Genomic DNA, 20,182 nt, shown 5'->3' on the forward strand with positions numbered 1-20,182 from the left:
TTCGGGCCTCATCGCGGGTCAAGCCCGCTCCCACAGTCCCTGTGGGTGCGGGCTTGACCCGCGATACGCCCGCTACAGCACCACCGTGCGATTGGCGTTCAAAAACACCCGCCGCTCGATGTGATACCCCACCGCCCGCGCCAACGTCAGGCACTCGATATCGCGCCCGCGGGCAATCAGGTCTTCAGGGTAGTGGCTGTGATCCACGGCTTCCACGCCCTGGGCAATGATCGGGCCCTCGTCCAGGTCGTTGTTGATGTAATGCGCCGTGGCCCCCACCAGCTTCACGCCCTTGTTGTAGGCCTGGTGATACGGCTTGGCGCCCTTGAACCCCGGCAGCAGCGAGTGATGGATGTTGATCGCCCAGCCATCCAGGCGTCGGCACAGCTCCGGCGACAGCACCTGCATGTAGCGCGCAAGGATCACCAGCTCGGCGCCGGACGCCTCGATCACCTGCAGCACCTTGCGCTCCTGCGCCGGCTTGTCCTGCGGGTCGAGGGCAAAGTGGTAATAGGGGATGCGGTGCCAGTGCGCCAGCGGCTCCAGGTCCGGGTGGTTGGAAATCACCGCCACCACGTCCATCGCCAGCTGGCCGATGCGCTGGCGGTACAGCAGGTCGTTGAGGCAATGATCGGCCTTGGACACCATGATCACCACCTTGGGCCGGTGCCTGGGCGCAGTCAGCTCGAAGGTCATGCCGAACGCTTCGCCACGGGCGGCCAGGCCTGCGCGAAAAGCCTGCTCGTCGAATGCCTCGGGCTGGCGAAACTCCACCCGTATGAAGAACCGCGCCGACAGCCGGTCATCGAACGAATGATGCTCGGTGACGTAGCACTGCTGCTCGTACAAGTAGCGCGTCACCGCGTCCACCGTACCCAGCAGGCTGGGGCAGTCGGCGGTAAGGATCCAGGTGTCCGGCGCACGGCTCATGAGGCGATGCTCAGGCCATGTTCGGCGCAGGCATCCTGCAGCCACAGCCACCAGTAGTCGCTGAAGCTGCGCCGGATCAGCAGCTCCCAGGTGTCCTCGCCGGTGCGCCGGATCACCAGCTGGGACTTGGCGAACACCGTGCCCACCGCCTTGCCCACCGGGAAGTTGTTGGGGTGCACGTCGTAGCTGGTGGACTTCATCAGCACCTCGCGCACCCTGGGCCCGCTCAGTTCGAGCAGGGTCTGTCCGCCGCTGACGTTGACCACCTGGATGTGTTGCCCGTCGAGGGCTTCGCGCAGCTTCTGCTCGGCGGCCAGCTCCTCGCCACCGGGCACGATCAGCAGCCACTCGTCGGGGCCCATCCACTGCAGCGAGGTCTCGCCGCTGGCGACCACGGTGAGTGCGACCGGCAGTTCCAGGCCCAACGCCTGTTGCACGCCGCTGACGAAAGCCGGGTCGTGGGCGTTGCCGCGCAGGGTCAGGTGGCCGAGGAACTTCTTCTCGCGCAGGGTCACGCCGGGGTTCTTGCGGCCCTTGCCGACCAGGCTGGGCAGGTCGGCGTGATGCAGGGGTGATTCGGCCCTGGCGTCAGTCTCGGGGCGTTGCGGGTAGACGTTGATTGCGCTCATTACATACCTGCCTTGAATTCAGTAGTGCTGTGATCTCTTTGTAGGAGCCGGCCTTGCCGGCGAAGCCCGCGACCCGGTTGCAACCCGGTGCGCGGTGGTCGCTTCGCCAGCAAGGCTGCTCCTGCAACCATCAGATGTTCTGCCGCTCACCCTTCGGATCAAAGAACACCGAGGCGCAGATCTCGGCCTCGATCACGCTGCCATCGGCCTGCGGCGAAAACACCCGCTCGCCCATGCGTTTGAGCCCGCCCTTGACCACCCCCATGGCAAACGAATAGCCCAGCGAGTTGCTCGCGTAGCTCGAGGTCACGTGCCCCACCATGTCCATCGGAATCGGCTGTTTGGGGTCCAGCACCAGCTGCGCGCCCTCGGGCAACCACTGGCTCGGGTCCACCGGCTTGAGCCCCACCAGCTGCTTGCGGTTCTCGCGCACGCAGTCTTCCCGGTTCATGCCGCGCCAGCCGATCCACGAGAACGGCTTGGTGCGCCCCACGCACCAACCCATGTTCAGGTCGTCCGGGGTCATCGAGCCGTCGGTGTCCTGGCCGACAATGATGAAACCCTTCTCGGCGCGCAGCACGTGCATGGTCTCGGTGCCATAGGGGGTGAGGTTGTACGGCTTGCCGGCGGCGACGATCTGCTCCAGCACGCCCATCGCGTAATTGGCCTGCACGTTCACTTCATACGACAGCTCGCCGGTGAACGAGATGCGGAACACCCGCGCCGGCACCCCGCCCACCAGGCCCTCCTTCCAGCTCATGAACGGGAAGGCGTCCCTGTCCAGGTCGATGTCAGTCACTTCAGCCAGCAGCTTGCGGCTGTTGGGCCCCGACAGGGTCAGCGTGGCCCAGTGGTCGGTGACGGAGGTGAAGTACACCTTCAGCTCTGGCCATTCGGTCTGCTGGTAGATCTCCAGCCATTGCAGCACCCGCGCCGCGCCGCCGGTGGTGGTGGTCATCAGGAAGTGGTTGTCGCCCAGGCACGCGGTCACGCCATCGTCGAAGACCATGCCGTCTTCCTTGCACATCAGGCCGTAGCGCGCCTTGCCCACGTCGAGCTTGGTCCAGGCGTTGGTGTAGATGCGGTTGAGGAACTCACGGGCGTCCGGGCCCTGGATGTCGATCTTGCCCAGGGTCGAGGCATCCAGCAGGCCGACGCTGTCGCGCACCGCCTTGCATTCGCGGGCCACCGCCGCCTGCAGGTCTTCGCCGCCGCGGGGGAAATACCACGGGCGCTTCCACTGGCCGACGTCCTCGAACTCGGCGCCGTTCTTCACATGCCAGGCATGCAGCGCGGTGAAGCGCACCGGCTCGAACAGGTGGCCGCAATGGCGCCCGGCCACCGCGCCGAAGGTCACCGGCGTGTAGTTGGGGCGAAACATGGTGGTGCCCATCTGCGCAATGCCGATGCCCAGCGAGCGTGCGGCGATCGCCAGCCCGTTGATGTTGCCCAGCTTGCCCTGGTCGGTGCCGAACCCCAGCGCGGTGTAGCGCTTGACGTGCTCCACCGACTCGAAGCCTTCGCGGGTGGCCAGTTCGATGGCGGCCGCAGTCACATCGTTCTGTTGGTCGACGAACTGCTTGGGTGCCCGCGCGGTGTTGCGGTCATGGGGTACCTGGAACAGCGCCACGGTGGGCTCCTCCGGACGCACCAGCACCTTGGGCAGGACGCCCTCCACTGCCTTGAAACCGGCCTCGGTGGCCGCACGCACGCCGCCTTCGAAACCGTCGGCCAGCGCATCGCCCAGGGCGAACACGCCATTGACGCCACCCACGCACACGCGCTTCTGCGGCGCGTCGCCGGGCACGAAGCCGAGAATGTCGTCGCGCCACAGCGGCTTGCCGCCCAGGTGCGAAGCCAGGTGCACCACCGGGCTGTAGCCGCCCGATGTCGTCACCAGGTCGCAGTCCAGCCATTCGCCGGGGCTGGTGACCTGGTGTGCGGCCACGTCGATGGCCGCCACCCGCGCTGCCGTCACATGCTTGCTGCCGCGCGCCTCGATCACCGCGCTGGAGGTGAGGATGCGAATGCCCTTGGCACGTGCCTCCTCCACCAGCGAGCCACGGGGGTTGTGCCGCGCATCGGCGACCGCGACCACCTTGAGCCCGGCGTCGTGCCAGTCCAGCACCACGCGATAGGCGTGATCGTTGTTGGTCGACAGCACCAGCTTGCGCCCCGGCGCCACGCCATAACGGCGCACGTAGGTAGATACCGCGCCGGCGAGCATGTTGCCCGGCACATCGTTGTTGCCGTACACCAGCGGCCGCTCGTGGGCGCCGGTGGCCAGCACCACACGCCCGGCGCGCACACGGTGCATGCGCTGGCGCACCTGGCCGATGGGTGCGCGGTCGCCCAGGTGATCGGTGAGGCGCTGGTGGATCGTGAGGAAGTTGTGGTCGTGGTAGCCGTTGACCGTGGCCCGCGCCAGCAAGGTGACCTCGGGCATGCCCTGCAGCTCGTCGATCACCTTGGCCACCCACTCGGCGGCGGGCTGGCCGTCGAGGGTTTCGCGGGTATCGAGCAGGCTGCCGCCGAACTCCTCCTGCTCGTCGGCCAGGATCACCCGCGCCCCGCTGCGCCCGGCTGCCAGTGCCGCAGCCAGCCCGGCGGGGCCTGCGCCCACCACCAGCACATCGCAGTGGTGGTTCATGTAGTCGTAGCTGTCCGGGTCGTTTTCCAGCGGCGAACGGCCCAGGCCCGCAGCCTTGCGGATGTACTTCTCGTAGGTCATCCAGAACGACTGCGGGTACATGAACGTCTTGTAGTAGAACCCCGGCGGCATCAGCTTGCCGCCGACCTTGCCGAGGATGCCCATCACGTCGGTGTTCACGCTGGGCCAGCCGTTGGTGCTGGTGGCCACCAGGCCGGCGTACAGCGCCTGCTGGGTAGCGCGCACGTTGGGTACCTGGGTGGCCTCGCTGGCACCGATCTGCAGGATCGCGTTGGGCTCTTCGCTGCCGGCGGCGATGATGCCGCGTGGGCGCGAGTACTTGAAGCTGCGCCCCACGATGTCGACGCCATTGGCCAGCAGCGCGGCGGCCAGGGTGTCGCCCTGGTAGCCCTGGTAGCGCTGGCCGTTGAAGGTGAAGTCGAGGACCTGGCTGCGGTCGATACGACCGCCGTTGGGCAGACGATAGCGCTGGCTCATACCTTTTCTCCCTGGCCGGTGACAGCCAGCTGCGGGACGTTTTCCTGGGCGCGCGCCTGGGGCCTGGCACCAATCGGATAGGTTTCGAGAATCTCGTAGGTCACGGTGTCGCGGGTGGCGTTGAAGTACTGGCGGCAGCCCGCGGCATGGATCCACAGCTCGTGGTGCAGGCCGCGCGGGTTGTCACGAAAGAACAGGTAGTCGCCCCACTGCTCGTCGGTGCAGGCATTCGGGTCCAGCGGGCGCGGAATGTGGGCCTGGCCGGCGGCATGGAATTCTTCCTCGGAGCGCAGTTCGCCGCAGTGGGGACAGAAGATGTGCAACATGGAGTGTCTCCTGTTAGTGGGCGACAGCGGCAGCGCCGTGCTCGTCGATCAGGGCGCCGTTATGGAAACGGTCGATGGAAAACGGCTTGGCCAGTGCATGCATCTCGCCGGTGGCCAGGCTCGCGGCGAACACGTGGCCCGAGCCAGGCGTGGCCTTGAAACCGCCGGTACCCCAGCCGCAGTTGAAGAACATGTTCGCCACCGGGGTCTTGGAGATGATCGGGCAGGCGTCCGGGGTGGTGTCGACGATGCCGCCCCACTGGCGGTTCATGCGCACCCGCGACAGGATCGGGAACATCTCGACGATGGCCTGCAGGGTATGTTCGATCACCGGGTACGAACCGCGCTGGCCGTAACCCACCCAGCCGTCGATGCCGGCGCCGATCACCAGGTCGCCCTTGTCCGACTGGCTGATGTAGCCGTGCACCGCGTTGGACATGATCACGCTGTCGATGATCGGCTTGAGCGGCTCGGACACCAGTGCCTGCAGCGGGTGCGACTCGATGGGCAGGCGAAAGCCGGCCAGCCTGGCCATGTGCCCGGAGTTGCCGGCGGTGACCACGCCCACGCGCCGCGCACCGATGAAGCCCTTGTTGGTCTCGACGCCGACCACCGCGCCGTTTTCCTTGCGAAAGCCGATCACCTCGGTCTGCTGGATCAGGTCCACGCCCAGGGCATCGGCGGCACGCGCATACCCCCAGGCCACGGCATCGTGACGCGCCACGCCGCCGCGCCGCTGCACGGTGGCGCCGAGCACCGGATAACGGGTGTTCCTGGAGCAGTCCAGATGCGGAATCTCGTCGGCCACCTGCTTGCTGTTCAGCAGTTCCCCGTCCACGCCGTTGAGCCGGTTGGCGCTGACCCGGCGCTCGGAGTCGCGCATGTCCTGCAGGGTGTGGCACAGGTTGTAGACCCCGCGCTGGGAGAACATGACGTTGTAGTTGATGTCCTGGGACAACCCCTCCCAGAGCTTCATCGCGTGCTCATAGAGGTGCGCCGACTCGTCCCACAGGTAGTTGGAGCGCACGATGGTGGTGTTGCGCGCGGTGTTGCCGCCGCCCAGCCAGCCCTTCTCGACCACCGCCACATTGGTGATGCCGTGCACCTTGGCCAGGTAGTAGGCGGTGGCCAGGCCGTGCCCGCCGCCGCCGACGATGACCACGTCGTAGACCTTCTTCGGGGTGGGCGTGCGCCACATGCGCTGCCAGTTCTCGTGGTGGCTGAGCGAGTGCTTGAAAAGGCCGAAGCCCGAATAGCGTTGCATGGTCTGTTACTCCACTCAGCGGTAAACCGGAAAATCCGCACACAGTGCCGACACGCTCCTGGCCACGTCGGCCTCGACATCGGCATCGCCCAGGTGGTCGAGGATGTCGCAGATCCAGCCGGCCAGCTCCGTGCACTGGGCCACCTTGAAGCCACGGCTGGTGACGGCCGGGGTGCCGATGCGCAGGCCCGAGGTGACGAACGGCGACTGCGGGTCGTTGGGCACGGCGTTCTTGTTGACGGTGATGTGGGCGCGCCCCAGGGCGGCATCGGCGTCCTTGCCGGTCAGGCCCTGACGGATCAGGCTGACCAGGAACAGGTGGTTGTCGGTGCCACCGGACACCACGTCGAAACCACGCTCGATGAACACCGCAGCCATCGCCCGGGCGTTGTCGATCACCTGTTGCTGGTAGGCCTTGAAGCCGGGCTCCAGGGCCTCCTTGAAGCACACCGCCTTGGCCGCGATCACATGCATCAGCGGGCCGCCCTGCCCGCCGGGGAACACCGCGGCGTTGAGTTTCTTTTCCAGCGCTTCGTTGGCCCTGGCCAGGATCAGCCCGCCACGCGGGCCACGCAGGGTCTTGTGGGTGGTGGTGGTGACCACGTCGGCATAGGGCAGCGGGTTGGGATACAGGCCCGCCGCGACCAGCCCGGCGACGTGGGCCATGTCGACGAACAGGTAGGCGCCGACCTTGTCGGCGATCTGGCGAAAGCGTGGGAAATCGAGGGTTTTGCTGTAGGCCGAAAACCCGGCAATGATCATCTTCGGCTGGTGCTCGACGGCCAGGCGCTCGACCTCGTCGTAGTCGATCAGGCCGGTGCGGGTATCGATGCCGTATTGCACGGCGTTGTACAGCTTGCCGCTGAAACTGACCTTGGCACCGTGGGTGAGGTGGCCGCCGTGGGCCAGGCTCATGCCCAGCACGGTGTCGCCGGCCTGCAGCAGGGCCAGGTACACCGCGGCGTTGGCCTGGCTGCCGGAGTGCGGCTGGACGTTGGCATAGTCGGCGCCGAACAGCTGCCTGGCACGATCGATGGCCAGTTGCTCGACCTTGTCCACGTGCTCGCAGCCACCGTAGTAGCGCTTGCCCGGGTAGCCTTCGGCGTACTTGTTGGTCAGGCCGCTGCCCTGGGCCTGCATCACGCGCTTGCTGGTGTAGTTTTCCGAGGCGATCAGTTCGATGTGGTCTTCCTGGCGCTGTTCCTCGGCGTTGATCGCCGCCAGCAGTGCATCGTCGTAACCCTGGATCTGGTCGTGCTTGGTGAACATCGCATCTCTCCCGGCAGTGGCATGGACAGCGCCCTTTGGCTGCGATGGTAGGGCTGGCGCGGGCCGTCCAGATGCCTGCGCACGCCACGCAAAGGTGCGTTTACGACATGGCCCTTGTAGTCGGCGATTTGATAGTTGGTTTAGAGTGCTTGCCTGCGTCGACCACAGGACAGTGCAATGACAGAACAAAGCCAGCAATTTGCCAGCGACAACTATTCCGGCATCTGCCCCGAAGCCTGGGCGGCGATGGACAAGGCCAACCAGGGCCACGAACGCGCCTACGGCGACGACCAGTGGACCGCCAAGGCCTCCGACCACTTTCGCAAACTGTTCGAGACCGACTGCGAGGTGTTCTTCGCCTTCAACGGCACCGCCGCCAACTCCCTGGCCCTGTCGTCCCTGTGCCAGAGCTACCACAGCGTGATCTGCTCCGAGACCGCCCACGTCGAGACCGACGAATGCGGCGCGCCGGAGTTCTTCTCCAACGGCTCCAAGCTGCTCACCGCCCGCAGCGAAAACGGCAAGCTCACGCCGGAGTCCATCCGCGAAGTGGCGCTCAAGCGCCAGGACATCCACTACCCCAAGCCACGTGTGGTGACCATCACCCAGGCCACCGAAGTGGGCAGCGTGTATCGGCCCGAAGAGCTCAAGGCGATCAGCGCCACCTGCAAGGAACTGGGCCTTAACCTGCACATGGACGGCGCGCGCTTCAGCAATGCCTGCGCGTTCCTGGGCTGCTCGCCGGCCGAACTGACCTGGAAGGCCGGCATCGACGTGCTGTGCTTTGGCGGCACCAAGAACGGCATGGCGGTGGGCGAGGCGATCCTGTTCTTCAACCGCAAGCTGGCCGAAGATTTCGACTACCGCTGCAAGCAGGCCGGGCAGCTGGCGTCGAAGATGCGCTTTCTGTCGGCGCCGTGGGTGGGGTTGCTCGAAGACGGTGCGTGGCTGCGCCATGCGCAGCACGCCAACCACTGCGCGCAGTTGCTCAGCGGGCTGGTGGCGGACATCCCGGCGGTGCAGTTGATGTTCCCGGTAGAAGCCAACGGGGTGTTTCTGCAGATGCCGGAGCCGGCACTGGAAGCGCTGCGCGCCAAGGGCTGGCGGTTCTACACCTTCATCGGCAGCGGCGGCGCACGGTTCATGTGCTCGTGGGACACCGACGAGGCACGGGTGCGCGAGCTGGCGGCGGATATTCGTGCGGTAACGCTGGGTCGCTGATGGCCCCTTCGCCGGCAAGGCCGGCTCCTACAGACACCGCCAACCTGTAGGAGCCGGCCTTGCCGGCGAAGCAGTCACCCTGATCTAGAGCCTGAACCCACCCATCTGCCGCGCCAGGTCATCGGCCAGCCCGCGCAACGCCTGGCAATCCACCCGACACGCCTCCACCTGCGCCACCGTCTGGCGCGCCAGGTCGGAAATCCCCTGCACGTTGCGGTTGATCTCCTCGGTCACCGCCGACTGCTCCTCGGTGGCCGTGGCCACCTGCAGGTTCATGTCGGTGATGTGTTCCACCTGCCCGGTAATGGTGGTCAACGACGCTCCGGTCTGCTGGCTCGACGCCACGCCGGTGCCGGTCGCCGCCTGCCCCGCCTGCATCGACGCCACCGCGCTGCCCGCCCCCTGCTTGAGGCGCTGGATCATCTGCTGCACCTCGTCGGTGGACACCTGGGTTCGCTGGGCCAGGGTACGTACCTCGTCGGCCACCACAGCGAAGCCACGGCCCATCTCCCCGGCCCGCGCCGCCTCGATCGCCGCGTTCAACGCCAGCAGGTTGGTCTGCTCGGAAATGCTGCGGATCACCGCCAGCACCTCGTCGATGGACGCCACCTCCTGTGCCAGTTGGCCAACCGCACTGGCCGCCACGCCGATCTCGCCCGACATGCCTTCGATGTGCGCAATCGAGCGCTGCACCACCTCGCGCGCCTGCAACGCTTCGGTGCGCGCGGTCTGCGAGGCGTGCGCGGCCTGGCCGGCATTCTGCGCGATGTCCTGCACGGTGAGGCCCATCTGGTGCACGGCAGTGGCCACCATCTCGGTCATCTCCTGCTGGCGATGGGAGCGCGCGGCGGTGTCCTCCACCACCGCGCTCACCTGCCCCACGGCGCTGCGCAGGTGCTCGGTGGTGCGCAGCACCTCGCCGATCAGGTCGCGCTGGCTGTCCAGAAAACGGTTGAAACCCCGGGCCAGGTCGCCCAGTTCATCGGCCCGCGACTCGTCCAGGCGCTGGGTCAGGTCGCCACCGCCCTGGGCAATCGCGGTCAGCGCACCGGTCACCCGGCGCAGCGGGCGCACGATGCCGCGCGCCAGCCATACCACCAGCAGCAGCGACAGCAACGCCACCGCCGCGCCGATCAGGCTGGTGAGCCACACGGCCTGGTTCACCTGGGCGTAGATCTGCGCCTCGGGCACCTCGGCCACCAGGGTCCAGTTCAGGTCGCGCAGCGGCAGGCTCAGGGCCAGGTAGGTCTCGCCATCGCGCTCGAAGCGGCTCTGCTGCAGGCCCTCGTGCGGGGTCAACGCACGCTGGGCGGCGCCTTCGCCGATCTGCTCGGCCAACTGGCGCTTGCCGCTGAACTCGGACTGCGGGTGCACCTGGATCAGTCCATCGCCGCGCACCAGGAACACCCGGCCGCGCTCACCGAAACTGAAGTCGTGGATCAGTTGGGACAACTCGGTCATGCGCAGGCCCAGCCCGGCAATGCCCACCAGCTGGCCGGCTTTTTCCACCCGAAAGTCGATGAACAGCGCCAGGTCGCCACTGCTGATGTCCGTGTCGATATTGAGCAGGCGCGGCTTGCCACTGTCGATGAACCCGAAGAACCACGAGTCCTTCGGGTTGTCGCGGCTCAAGGTGCGGTCCAGCCCGCCCTGGTTGTAGTAGTGATTGCTGCCCGTGGCGGCGAACAGCGCGGTGAACGCCTGGTTGTGCACACGCACCGACTCCAGGTACTCGACGAACGCACCGGCCTGTTCGGGGGGCTCCCCCGCTGCCAGCCAGTCGCGCAACAGGGTGTTGTTGGCAATGTCGGCCGCCGCCGTCAGAGGCCGGCCCAACATGCGCTCGATATCGTTGCGCATGGCCTCGATGCTCGCCGGCAGCGCCGTCTCCACCAGGTAGCGCTCGGTCAGTCGATTGACCGCCACGGTGTAGATACCAACCACGATCAGAATGCTCGCCACCAGGGCCGCGCCCATGCTTGCGATCAATTGCCACTGGATACTGCGCCGCCAGAACTGCATGAATTTCCCCTGAGTTAAACCAGCCGTGTACCGCGAACACCAGGTCAATTGTATACAACAGAAAATACAATGCTAGCAGTCAGCCACACTCGGGCCGCTCACTGCCCCCAGGGGTCAGTGAGCCAGCACAGTAAAGAGGGAATGCACGCGAGGGGGAAATCAGCTGTTGCCGATTGTCCGGGCAATGACGTCGACCGTGGCGCTGACTTGCTCTTGATAACGGTCGAGGGCTTCCTGATGTGCCTGTTGCAGTTCGATCTGCTGCGAGCACAGGTTCAGGGCGGCCAGCACCAGCAACTTGTCGCCGATCAGCGACGGGTACTTGCGCTTGGTATCGGCCAGGGAGGCCTTGAGCATCTGCACCGCCTGCGCCAGGGTCTGCTCCTGACCTTCAGGGGCCTTGATCGAATAGTCATTGCCCATTATCGACACGACATTGATCGACTGCGCGGTGGTCTTCATGCGGTAACGGCGCCGCCACCGGCACGTTCAACCAGCGCCTGGATACGCGCGGCGGTTGCACCTTGCTTCTCTTCCTGCTCCATCAGGCTCAGTTGCAGGCTTTCGTTCTCGTCCTTGGCCTGGGCCAGTTCGTCGCTCAGCTGCGCGTTGCGCTCGGCCAGGTCGAGGTTCTTCTGCACCAGGTCGTTGACCAGTTGCTCCAGTTGACTCAGGGATGTTTCCAGCATGATTGCGTTCTCACGGTTTTTCAGGGGGCGCACACGATAAAGAAATCTCACCGCACTCGCCAGGGATATCGGGGCCAGAGCCTCGACCGGGTGCAGATTGACCCGTCGATCGGCAACCGGTTCCAGCGCTTGGTCGAATGCCGGGGTAAAAAAAATGACCGGTGGTTCACATTTAGTTACATGCCCCCTCAAGTCTGCCCTGCTTTGACCGATAGGCAATAAGAGTTGCCCCACGACGCATGGACCGCGCGCATTCCTATTCCCTGCCGGATAAAACCATGTCATTACGTAACATGAACATCGCCCCGCGCGCACTTCTGGGGTTTTCGCTGATCGGCGCCCTGATGCTTGCATTGGGCATCTTTGCCCTCAACCAGATGGGGCAGATACGCAAGGCCGGCGAAGCCATCGAACAGATCAGCGTGCCCAGCATCACCAACCTCGACCAGCTCACCCAACTCACCCTGCGCCTGCGCACGTTGTCCTACCGCCTGCTGCTCAACCGCGAAGCCGCCACCCTGCAGGACACCGTGCAACTGCTGGCCAAGCGCAATGCCCAGATCGACGAAGCGCGCCGGGCCTACGAGCCACTGATCGAAGGCGACGAGGAACGGGGCGCGTACAACCAGTACGTGCAGCTGCTCAACCAGTACCGCCAGCTCGAAAACCGCATGGTAAGCCTGTCGCAGGCCGGTGATGTGGAAGCACTGCGCAGCCTGATCAACCACGACCTGCTCGACAACTCCGAGCAGATCAGCGCAGTCACCGATCGCCTGGTCAAGATCAACACCGATCAGACCCGTGTGACCAACCAGACCGCCGCCACGCAATACGACACGGCCTTCACCCTGGTGATCGTGCTGCTGGTGGCCGCCACCGCACTGACCCTGCTGTGCGCGCTGCTGCTCACCCGCAGCATCGTCAAGCCGATCGACGAAGCGCTGCAGGCGGCCGAGCTGATCGCCGATGGCAACCTGACCAAACCGATCAACACCACCGGTACCGACGAAGCGGCGCGCCTGCTGCACGCCATGGGCAAGATGCAGCACAAGCTGCGCGACACCCTGCAGCAGATTGCCGGCTCCGCCACCCAGCTGGCCTCGGCTGCCGAAGAGCTGAATGCAGTCACCGACGAAAGCGCACGCGGCCTGCAGCAGCAGAACAACGAGATCCAGCAGGCCGCCACTGCCGTCACCGAGATGACCAGCGCGGTGGAAGAAGTGGCACGCAACGCGGTGAGCACATCCGAGGCGTCCAAGCAGGCCACCCGCTCGGCCGGCGACGGTCGCGACCTGGTCATGGAGACCGTCAGCGCCATCGAGCGCATGAGTGCCGACGTGCAGGGTACTGCCGAGCTGATCGGCAACCTGGCCGGCGAGTCGCGTGACATCGGCAAGGTGCTCGATGTGATCCGCGGCCTGGCCGACCAGACCAACCTGCTGGCCCTCAACGCCGCCATCGAGGCGGCGCGTGCCGGTGAAGCCGGGCGCGGCTTCGCCGTGGTCGCCGACGAAGTGCGCGCTCTGGCCCACCGGACCCAGCAGTCGACCAGCGAAATCGAGCGCATGATCGGCAGCATCCAGGGCGGTACCGAACAGGCGGTGAACTCGATGCGCCACAGCACCGAACGCGCCGAGTCGACCCTGAGCATCGCCCGCGGCGCCGGCCTGTCGCTGGAGACCATCACCACCGCGGTGGCCGAAATCAACGAACGCAACCTGGTGATCGCCAGCGCCGCCGAAGAGCAGGCCCAGGTGGCCCGCGAAGTGGACCGCAACCTGGTGAACATCAACGACCTGTCGGTGCAGTCGGCCACCGGGGCGCACCAGACCAGCGCCGCGAGTGCCGAACTGTCTCGCCTGGCGGTGGGCCTGAACGGTCTGGTCGCACGCTTCAGCGTGTAGGTCGCCACCGGGCCCCGGCGCAGTGCGCGCCGGGCGCCCGGTTTTTTTCGATCGGCCCCCGCTCGCCGTCGAAAACACTATCTCGTCAGACTTATCTAAAGTTGCTCACAAACTATTCCTAATATTAAGTAGGAATATTCACTGCACTTTAACTTCGGCATCAAAAACCTCACGCCGCACGATAACTTTTCGCAATAACCTCCCCGCATTGCAGACTGGCATAAATACCAGTTTACAAATCAGAATGGCTCTACATCGGACATTACAGACACTTTCAGGCAAGTACCTGCGCGCTCGCTGAAAGTGTGTCGTTGTTCCGTTAGTTGCAGCTTCATCTAACCTCATCAGCATTGAAACTTTCGCCCGAATGCCTGGGAACGCCATGAACAATGCGGCACCTGCACCTGAAACGTCAGGCCTGAAGATAGAAACCCGTACCATCCACCCGGTGCCCCTTGACGAGCGTCACGGCAAGGCCTGGCACCTGGGCCCCTTCTGGTTCACCGGCAACTTCGTACTCACCACCATGGTCACCGGCTTCGTCGGGCCCGCCCTGGGTCTGGCCGCCTGGCAGGCGGTGCTGGCGATCCTGCTCGGGGTGGCCCTGGGCACCCTGTGCATGGCCCTGCATGCCAACCAGGGCCCGCGCCTTGGCCTGCCACAGATGATCCAGTCCCGTGCCCAGTTCGGCCTGCGGGGCGCCGTGCTGCCGTTCATGGCGGTGGTGTGCGTGTACATCGGCTTCAACGTGTTCAACGTGATCCTGGCCACCGATGCACTGACCACTGTGCTGCCGGGTAGCGATGCCTTCTGGTACGCACTGCTGATCGCGGTGGCCGTGGTGATCGCCGTGGTCGGGCACGACCTGCTGCACACCGTGCAGCGCTGGCTCACCTACCTGCTGATCGGCGTGTTCGGCCTGCTCACCCTGGCAGCGCTGCTGTTGCTGGAGGCCGACACCGTTCAGCGCCAGCTGCAGTTTTCCTGGTCGGGCTTTCTCATCCAGCTGTCGGCCGCCGCAGGCTACCAGATCAGCTACTCGGTGTATGTCTCGGACTACTCGCGCTACCTGCCGCCCAGCACCTCGGCGCGCAAGGTGGTGCTATGGACCTATCTGGGCGCCGCAGGCTCTGCGGTGTGGCTAATGTCGCTGGGCGCACTGGTAGCCTCGGCAGTGGTGGCGCCCGAAGCCATCAGCAGCCTGCAACACCTGGGCAACCGCTTCCTGCCCGGCTTCGGCACCTTCGCGATCCTGATGGCGGTGCCGGCGCTGGTGGGCATCATGGCCGTCAACTGCTACGGCGCGCTGCTGACCGGCATCAGCGCGATCACCGCGTTTCGCCCGCTGGCGCCGGGGCTGGCCGGGCGTGCCCTGGGCCTGGGCGGCATTGGCGCGGTGGTGTACCTCACCGCCATCGCGTTGCCCGACAGCTACCTCGACAGCTTCAACCTGTTCCTGCAACTGATGCTGTATGTGCTGGTGCCCTGGAGCGCAATCAACCTCACCGACTACTACCTGTTGCGCAAAGGCAACTACGTGATCCCGGCCATGTTCGACCCGGCGGGCGAATACGGCCAGTGGGCCTGGGCCGGCATCCTGGCCTACCTGGGGGGGCTGCTGGCGATGCTGCCCTTCGTGTCGCTGGCCGGCGTGCAAGGGCCGGTGGCGGTGGCGTTGTCCGGCGCCGACCTGGCCTTCGTTCCCGGCTTCATCATTTCGGCCCTGCTGTACTGGCTCCTGATGCGCCACCTGCCCGGCACCCCGCCGCCCCCGGTCGCCGCCCCCAAGGCGCCGCAGCCATGACCCCATCCCCGCAAACCGTGCGTGTCGGGTGCTACCAGTTGGCGCCCACCATTGCCAATCCAAGCTACAACCTCGACCGTACCCGGGTGGCCATCGCCGAGGCCGCCGAGCGCGGCGCGCAACTGCTGGTACTGCCCGAGCTGGCGCAGAGCGGCTACGCGTTCTACGACCGCGAAGAGGCCCACGCGCTGTCCGAGCCCCGTGACGGGCCGACCCTCGAGGCCTGGGCCCGGCAGGCCGCCAAGTACCAGATCATCGTGGTGGGCGGCTTCTGCGAGCGCCTGCCCGACGGCCAGGTGGCCAACAGCTCGGTGCTGATCGAGCCCGACGGCCGACGCACCTTCTACCGCAAGGCCCACCTGTGGGACCGCGAAACGCAGATCTTCACCCCCGGCAGCGAGCCGCCGCCGGTGGTGGACACCCACCTTGGGCGCATCGGCATGATGATCTGCTACGACCTGGAGTTTCCCGAATGGGTGCGCCTGGCGGCGCTGCGCGGTGCTCAGCTGCTGTGCGCACCGGTGAACTGGCCGGACACCTCCCGGCCCGGCTTCCAGCGCCCGGCCGAGGTCATCCGGGTTCAGGCCAGCGCCTCGGTCAACCGGCTGTTCGTCATTGCCTGCGACCGCTGTGGCGAGGAGCGCGGGGTTGGCTGGGTGGGCGGTTCGACCCTCACCGATGCCGACGGCTATGTGCTCAAGGGCGGCAAGCGTGTCGGCAAGAAGCAGCTGCTGCTGGCCGACATCAGGCTGGGCCAGGCACTGGACAAGCAGATCAGCGACCACAACCACGTGCTGGCCGACCGGCGCCCTGCGCTGTACCACGAGCTGCTGCGCGACTAGAACTCGATGCGCACGTCACCGCGCGGCACGCTGCAGCACGACAGGATGTAACCTTCGGCCTCGTCGTCCTCGGTGATGCCGCCGTTGTGCTCCATGTCCACCTCGCCCCCCAGCTTGAGCACCTTGCAGGTGCCGCAGATGCCCATGCCGCAGGCCTTGGGGATCATCAGCCCGAGCTTGGCGGCTGCCGCATGCACCGTCTCGCCCGGCGCCACGCGGATACTCTTGCCGCTGGCGGTGAACTCCACCTGGTGCTGGTCGGCCACGTCCACTTCGGCGGCCTCGGCGGCCTGCTCGGCGTTCTCTACCGCATCGGCCTTGGCCTCGGGCGGCGTGGCGCCGAACGACTCCTCATGGTAGCGCTGCATGTCATAGCCGCTGGCTTCGAGCATGCGCTTGACCGCGTTCATGTAGGGCGTAGGCCCGCAGCAGAAGATCTCGCGTTCCAGGTAATCGGGCGCGATCAGCTCCATCAGCTTCTGGTTCAGGTAGCCGCGATAACCGGCCCATGCCTCGCCCAGGCCATGCTTCTCGCAGATGATGTGCAGGCTGAAGTTGTCGATCCGCGAGGCCATGTGCTCCAGCTCGCGGTGGTAGATGATGTCCTTGGGCGAACGCGCGCTGTGCACGAACACCATGTCGACATTGGCATTGGTGTCATAGAACCAGCGCGCCATGGACATCACCGGGGTGATGCCCACCCCGCCGCTCAGGTACAGCACCCTGGGGCTGGGGAAGTCCATCGCGTTGAACAACCCCACCGGCCCGTGCACGGCCAGCTCCTGGCCTTCATGCAGGGTGTCGTGCAGCCAGTTGGAAACCTTGCCGCCGGGTACGCGCTTGATGGTCACCGAAAAGCTGTAGGGCACCGAGGGCGAGCTGGAGATGGTGTACGAGCGCATGATCGGCTGACCGTCGATTTCCAGCTCCAGGGTCACGAACTGCCCCGGCTTGAAGAAGAACAGGATCGGCTGGTCGGCCATGAAGCAGAAGGTGCGCACATCCCAGGTTTCCTGAATGACCTTGACGCAGCGCACGGTATGCCGGCCGTTGGCCCAGGTCTGAGTGGTCACCGGGTTGAGGAAGTTGTTCGACATGCTCGTCTCCGCGGCCGATCGGGGCCTGTTATGGCGACGATGATGCGCAAGGTGCAGGCGGCGCACATTCCTGTTCGCGACATCGGCGTACTTATCGCGACCAGCCCCCGCCCACAAGGGCTCGCGCGTCGGGAACGGATCTGGCCATGTCGCCCATGGGCATGGTTGCCGGCGCGGGCGAACGCACACTCCATCGCACATCAACCTGCTGTCTGAGCCCTGCGTCGCCACACGAACGATTAGCCACTTTCGCGGCCCGCACGGGCCATGAGGACCTGAACGATGGACGTCACCGCAACCTTGAGCCTGGGCGACCCACTGGACGCTGCACGCAAGGCCACCGCCGACATGCTGCAGACCCGCGAGCGCACCTTTTCGCTGCCGCAACCCTTCTACACCGATGAGCGGTTGTTCCAGATCGACATGCAGGAGATTTTCCACAAGGAATGGCTGATTGCAGGCATGACCTGCGAGATCCCGGCCAAGGGCAACTACCTGACCCTGCAGATCGGCAAGAACCCGATCATCGTGATCCGCGGTGCCGAGGGCAAGGTGCATGCCTTCCACAACGTGTGCCGCCACCGTGGCTCGCGCCTGTGTACCAGCGACAAGGGCAAGGTGGCCAAGCTGGTGTGCCACTACCACCAGTGGACCTACGAGCTGGACGGGCGGCTGCTGTTCGCCGGCACCGAGATGGGCGACGACTTCGACATGCAGCAGTACGGTCTCAAGCCGGTGAACGTGAAGACCGCCGGTGGCTACATCTTCGTCAGCCTGGCCGACAACCCGCCGGCCATCGATGACTTCCTCGCCACCCTGGCCCATTACATGGAGCCCTACGACATGGAGAACACCAAGGTGGCGGTGCAGACCACCCTGATGGAAAAGGCCAACTGGAAGCTGGTGCTGGAGAACAATCGCGAGTGCTACCACTGCAACGCCTCGCACCCGGAGCTGCTCAAGACCCTGCTCGAATGGGACGACGTCACCGACCCGCGCGCCGACCAGGCGTTCAAGGATCACGTGGCGGCCAGCGCTGCGGCGTGGGACGCGGAGAAGATCCCCTATGCGCATGCCAGCTTCGGCCTGCGCAACCGTATCGTGCGCATGCCCCTGCTCAAGGGCACGCTGTCGATGACCCTGGACGGCAAGCTGGGCTGCCAGAAACTGATGGGGCGCATCCAGAACCCCGACCTGGGCTCGATGCGCATCCTGCACCTGCCGCATTCGTGGAACCACTGCATGGGTGATCACATCATCGTGTTCACGGTATGGCCGATCAGTGCCCAGGAGAGCATGGTCACCACCAAGTGGCTGGTGCACAAGGATGCGGTTGAGGGCGTGGACTACGACCCGGCGCGCATGCGCCAGGTGTGGGACGCAACCAACGACCAGGACCGGCGCCTGGCCGAAGAGAACCAGCGCGGCATCAACTCGACGGCGTATCAGCCGGGGCCGTATTCGAAAACCTACGAGTTTGGCGTGGTGAATTTCGTGGACTGGTACAGCGAGCGGATGCTGAGCAACCTGGGCGCGGCGCCGGCGCCTTACCTGAAGGGCGTGGCGGCGCAGTAGTCCCATTCGCCGGCAAGGCCGGCTCCTACGCATCAACTGTAGGAGCCGGCCTTGCCGGCGAAGAACCCCATAACCTGTACAAATTTTGACCAACCCCCGCAAACCCCAGCCCCTACTGCCCCATACCTACTCCACCAACACTTTATCCACAGCCACACCCACAGCAATTGTGGGCAACCCTTGTGGAAAACTTCCGCCCAGCGCCCTTCAATCCACAGCGTGCAATAGATCAAAAAGTGATCAAACCTCTGTAAGCCTTTGAATACGTGCCCACCAGCACTGCACGAACACCTTATCCACAAAGCCGCCAACAGACTTTGTGTGCAAGTATCCCTCTTTGCAAAACCCATGTGGATAAACCGCCGAAACCCCCGATTTTCGCTGCCGCGTGAGTATTTCGCGGTGGATTGACGAGGTTTTGTGCGTTTTTTGATCAAATAGCTGAACACCTTTAACCACGTGGCCTGCAGCCATGTCCGAACAGATTATCCACAGAGCCGCCAACAAGGATTGTGAGCAAAACTGCCGTCTCGCTGGACGACGGGCATGAAAAAACCGCGAAAAATTCGCGGCGTGTATTGATCACTATTTGAACAATAGCCTGCAGGCCACGGTTTACGTGGCCTGCAGCCATAGGCAAACACTTTATCCACAGAACCGCCAACAGACTTTGTGCACAACCCTTCAGCGCAGCACACCCTCCTCCACCAACAGCTTCAGGATCGCCTCGGCGCCTTCGCTCGGGGTCACGCCCTTGAGTACCTGTCCACCGCCGCCACTGGCCTTCGCCGTGGCGGCTTTCATGCGGTCGGCACCGCTCTTGGCCTTGATTACCTTGAGGCGTTTGGGCCGGGGTCTGGCCGGCTGCAATACAGCATCTGTGAATAACTCGTCCTCCACCACCGCCACCTTATGGGCCGCCAACAGCCCGCGTTGCGCCGGCCCATAGGCGCTCTGGCGCGGCACCGGCGCGGCGTTATCCACAGTGGCGAGCATCGGCAGGCGCACGCTCAGGCGACGCCGCTGCCCCCGTGGCAGGGCCTGCAGCACCTGGGCCACGCCATTGTGGATGGATTCCACCTGCGCCAGCCCCACCACCAGCGGCCAACCCAGGCGCTCGGCCAGCAGAAACGGCAGCATGCCCGAGCCTTCGCCGGTTTCGGCCTGGCTGCCGCTCAGCACCAACTGCGCCCCCGCCTCGCGCAGGTAGTCGCCGAGCACGCCCAGCACATCGGCTCCTGCGGGCTGCTGCAACACGTCCAGCTGCGCCAGCCCCATGCCCAGGTACGCGCGCAGCGCAGGCTCGTGCGGGTCGCCGGCATGCAGCACCTGCAGGTTATCCCCAGCCAGTTGCAACCCCAGCTCCACGGCCCGCGCATCCTGTTCGGCGCGGCGCATGCGCCCCGAGGTGGGGTGGGCGCCGATCGAGACCAGGCTGATGACCTTGATGTTCATGAATGCC

Annotated in this window: 16 protein-coding genes; 5 read left to right on the top strand and 11 right to left on the bottom strand. The window is 65.3% G+C overall.

Annotated features, from left to right (window positions below; translation table 11 throughout):
- Positions 1-72: 72 nt before the first annotated feature.
- The 6 genes from purU to glyA all read right to left on the bottom strand — a co-directional run bounded on the left by purU (position 73) and on the right by glyA (position 7,566).
- Positions 73-930: a formyltetrahydrofolate deformylase gene (purU, locus tag N0B28_RS24330; protein ID WP_043863639.1), complete on the bottom strand. Its 858-nt coding sequence runs from the start codon at positions 928-930 to the stop codon at positions 73-75.
- Positions 927-1,559 (bottom strand): sarcosine oxidase subunit gamma family protein, encoded by a 633-nt coding sequence (gene soxG / locus N0B28_RS24335; protein ID WP_043863638.1) that lies wholly within the window; start codon positions 1,557-1,559, stop codon positions 927-929. The genes purU and soxG overlap by 4 nt, the downstream gene beginning before the upstream one ends.
- A 130-nt stretch (positions 1,560-1,689) precedes the next feature.
- Entirely contained in the window at positions 1,690-4,707 is a 3,018-nt protein-coding gene (locus tag N0B28_RS24340) for a sarcosine oxidase subunit alpha (protein WP_275729322.1), read from the bottom strand.
- Positions 4,704-5,033, bottom strand: a complete 330-nt coding sequence (locus tag N0B28_RS24345; protein ID WP_043863636.1) for a sarcosine oxidase subunit delta — start codon at positions 5,031-5,033, stop codon at positions 4,704-4,706. The genes N0B28_RS24340 and N0B28_RS24345 overlap by 4 nt, the downstream gene beginning before the upstream one ends.
- A 13-nt stretch (positions 5,034-5,046) precedes the next feature.
- Complete coding sequence (locus N0B28_RS24350) at positions 5,047-6,297, bottom strand: sarcosine oxidase subunit beta family protein (RefSeq protein ID WP_043863635.1); 1,251 nt, start codon at positions 6,295-6,297, stop codon at positions 5,047-5,049.
- 15 nt (positions 6,298-6,312) lie between these two features.
- Positions 6,313-7,566 (bottom strand): serine hydroxymethyltransferase, encoded by a 1,254-nt coding sequence (glyA, locus tag N0B28_RS24355; RefSeq protein ID WP_054916001.1) that lies wholly within the window; start codon positions 7,564-7,566, stop codon positions 6,313-6,315.
- A 177-nt stretch (positions 7,567-7,743) separates the two neighbouring features.
- Between glyA and N0B28_RS24360 the strand changes: the two genes are divergently transcribed.
- Positions 7,744-8,787 (top strand): low specificity L-threonine aldolase, encoded by a 1,044-nt coding sequence (locus tag N0B28_RS24360; protein WP_043863633.1) that lies wholly within the window; start codon positions 7,744-7,746, stop codon positions 8,785-8,787.
- A gap of 84 nt (positions 8,788-8,871) precedes the next feature.
- Here N0B28_RS24360 and N0B28_RS24365 read toward each other — a convergent pair whose 3' ends face one another.
- The 3 genes from N0B28_RS24365 to N0B28_RS24375 form a co-directional block, all read right to left on the bottom strand.
- Positions 8,872-10,809 carry a methyl-accepting chemotaxis protein gene (locus tag N0B28_RS24365; protein ID WP_275729329.1) on the bottom strand — a complete coding sequence of 646 codons (1,938 nt, stop codon included), beginning with the start codon at positions 10,807-10,809 and terminating at the stop codon, positions 8,872-8,874.
- A 159-nt stretch (positions 10,810-10,968) separates the two neighbouring features.
- On the bottom strand, positions 10,969-11,271 hold the full coding sequence (locus N0B28_RS24370) for a cell division protein ZapA (protein ID WP_043863631.1): 303 nt from the start codon (positions 11,269-11,271) through the stop codon (positions 10,969-10,971).
- Positions 11,268-11,498, bottom strand: a complete 231-nt coding sequence (locus N0B28_RS24375; protein WP_043863630.1) for a hypothetical protein — start codon at positions 11,496-11,498, stop codon at positions 11,268-11,270. The genes N0B28_RS24370 and N0B28_RS24375 overlap by 4 nt, the downstream gene beginning before the upstream one ends.
- A 278-nt stretch (positions 11,499-11,776) precedes the next feature.
- Between N0B28_RS24375 and N0B28_RS24380 the strand changes: the two genes are divergently transcribed.
- The 3 genes from N0B28_RS24380 to N0B28_RS24390 all read left to right on the top strand — a co-directional run bounded on the left by N0B28_RS24380 (position 11,777) and on the right by N0B28_RS24390 (position 16,048).
- Positions 11,777-13,402, top strand: a complete 1,626-nt coding sequence (locus N0B28_RS24380) for a methyl-accepting chemotaxis protein (RefSeq protein ID WP_043863629.1) — start codon at positions 11,777-11,779, stop codon at positions 13,400-13,402.
- 382 nt (positions 13,403-13,784) lie between these two features.
- Positions 13,785-15,206: a cytosine permease gene (locus tag N0B28_RS24385; protein ID WP_275729335.1), complete on the top strand. Its 1,422-nt coding sequence runs from the start codon at positions 13,785-13,787 to the stop codon at positions 15,204-15,206.
- A complete protein-coding gene (locus N0B28_RS24390; protein ID WP_078480831.1) occupies positions 15,203-16,048 on the top strand; it encodes a nitrilase-related carbon-nitrogen hydrolase in 846 nt (281 codons plus the stop codon). The genes N0B28_RS24385 and N0B28_RS24390 overlap by 4 nt, the downstream gene beginning before the upstream one ends.
- Here N0B28_RS24390 and gbcB read toward each other — a convergent pair.
- Positions 16,045-17,145 (bottom strand): glycine-betaine demethylase subunit GbcB, encoded by a 1,101-nt coding sequence (gbcB, locus tag N0B28_RS24395; RefSeq protein WP_043863626.1) that lies wholly within the window; start codon positions 17,143-17,145, stop codon positions 16,045-16,047. The two genes, N0B28_RS24390 and gbcB, sit on opposite strands and share 4 nt — an antisense overlap.
- A gap of 282 nt (positions 17,146-17,427) precedes the next feature.
- On the opposite strand from gbcB, the gene gbcA reads away from it, so the two are divergent.
- The gene (gene gbcA, locus N0B28_RS24400; RefSeq protein ID WP_043863625.1) at positions 17,428-18,720 is read left to right on the top strand and encodes a glycine-betaine demethylase subunit GbcA; all 1,293 of its coding nucleotides are present in this window, start codon (positions 17,428-17,430) and stop codon (positions 18,718-18,720) included.
- Positions 18,721-19,404: 684 nt separating this feature from the next.
- Here the strand turns inward: gbcA and N0B28_RS24405 are convergent.
- Positions 19,405-20,175, bottom strand: a complete 771-nt coding sequence (locus N0B28_RS24405; protein WP_258660289.1) for an electron transfer flavoprotein subunit beta — start codon at positions 20,173-20,175, stop codon at positions 19,405-19,407.
- Positions 20,176-20,182 lie beyond the last annotated feature (7 nt).

It is taken from the genome of Pseudomonas sp. SD17-1 (assembly GCF_029201585.1).
Taxonomy (GTDB): Bacteria; Pseudomonadota; Gammaproteobacteria; order Pseudomonadales; family Pseudomonadaceae; genus Aquipseudomonas; species Aquipseudomonas palmensis.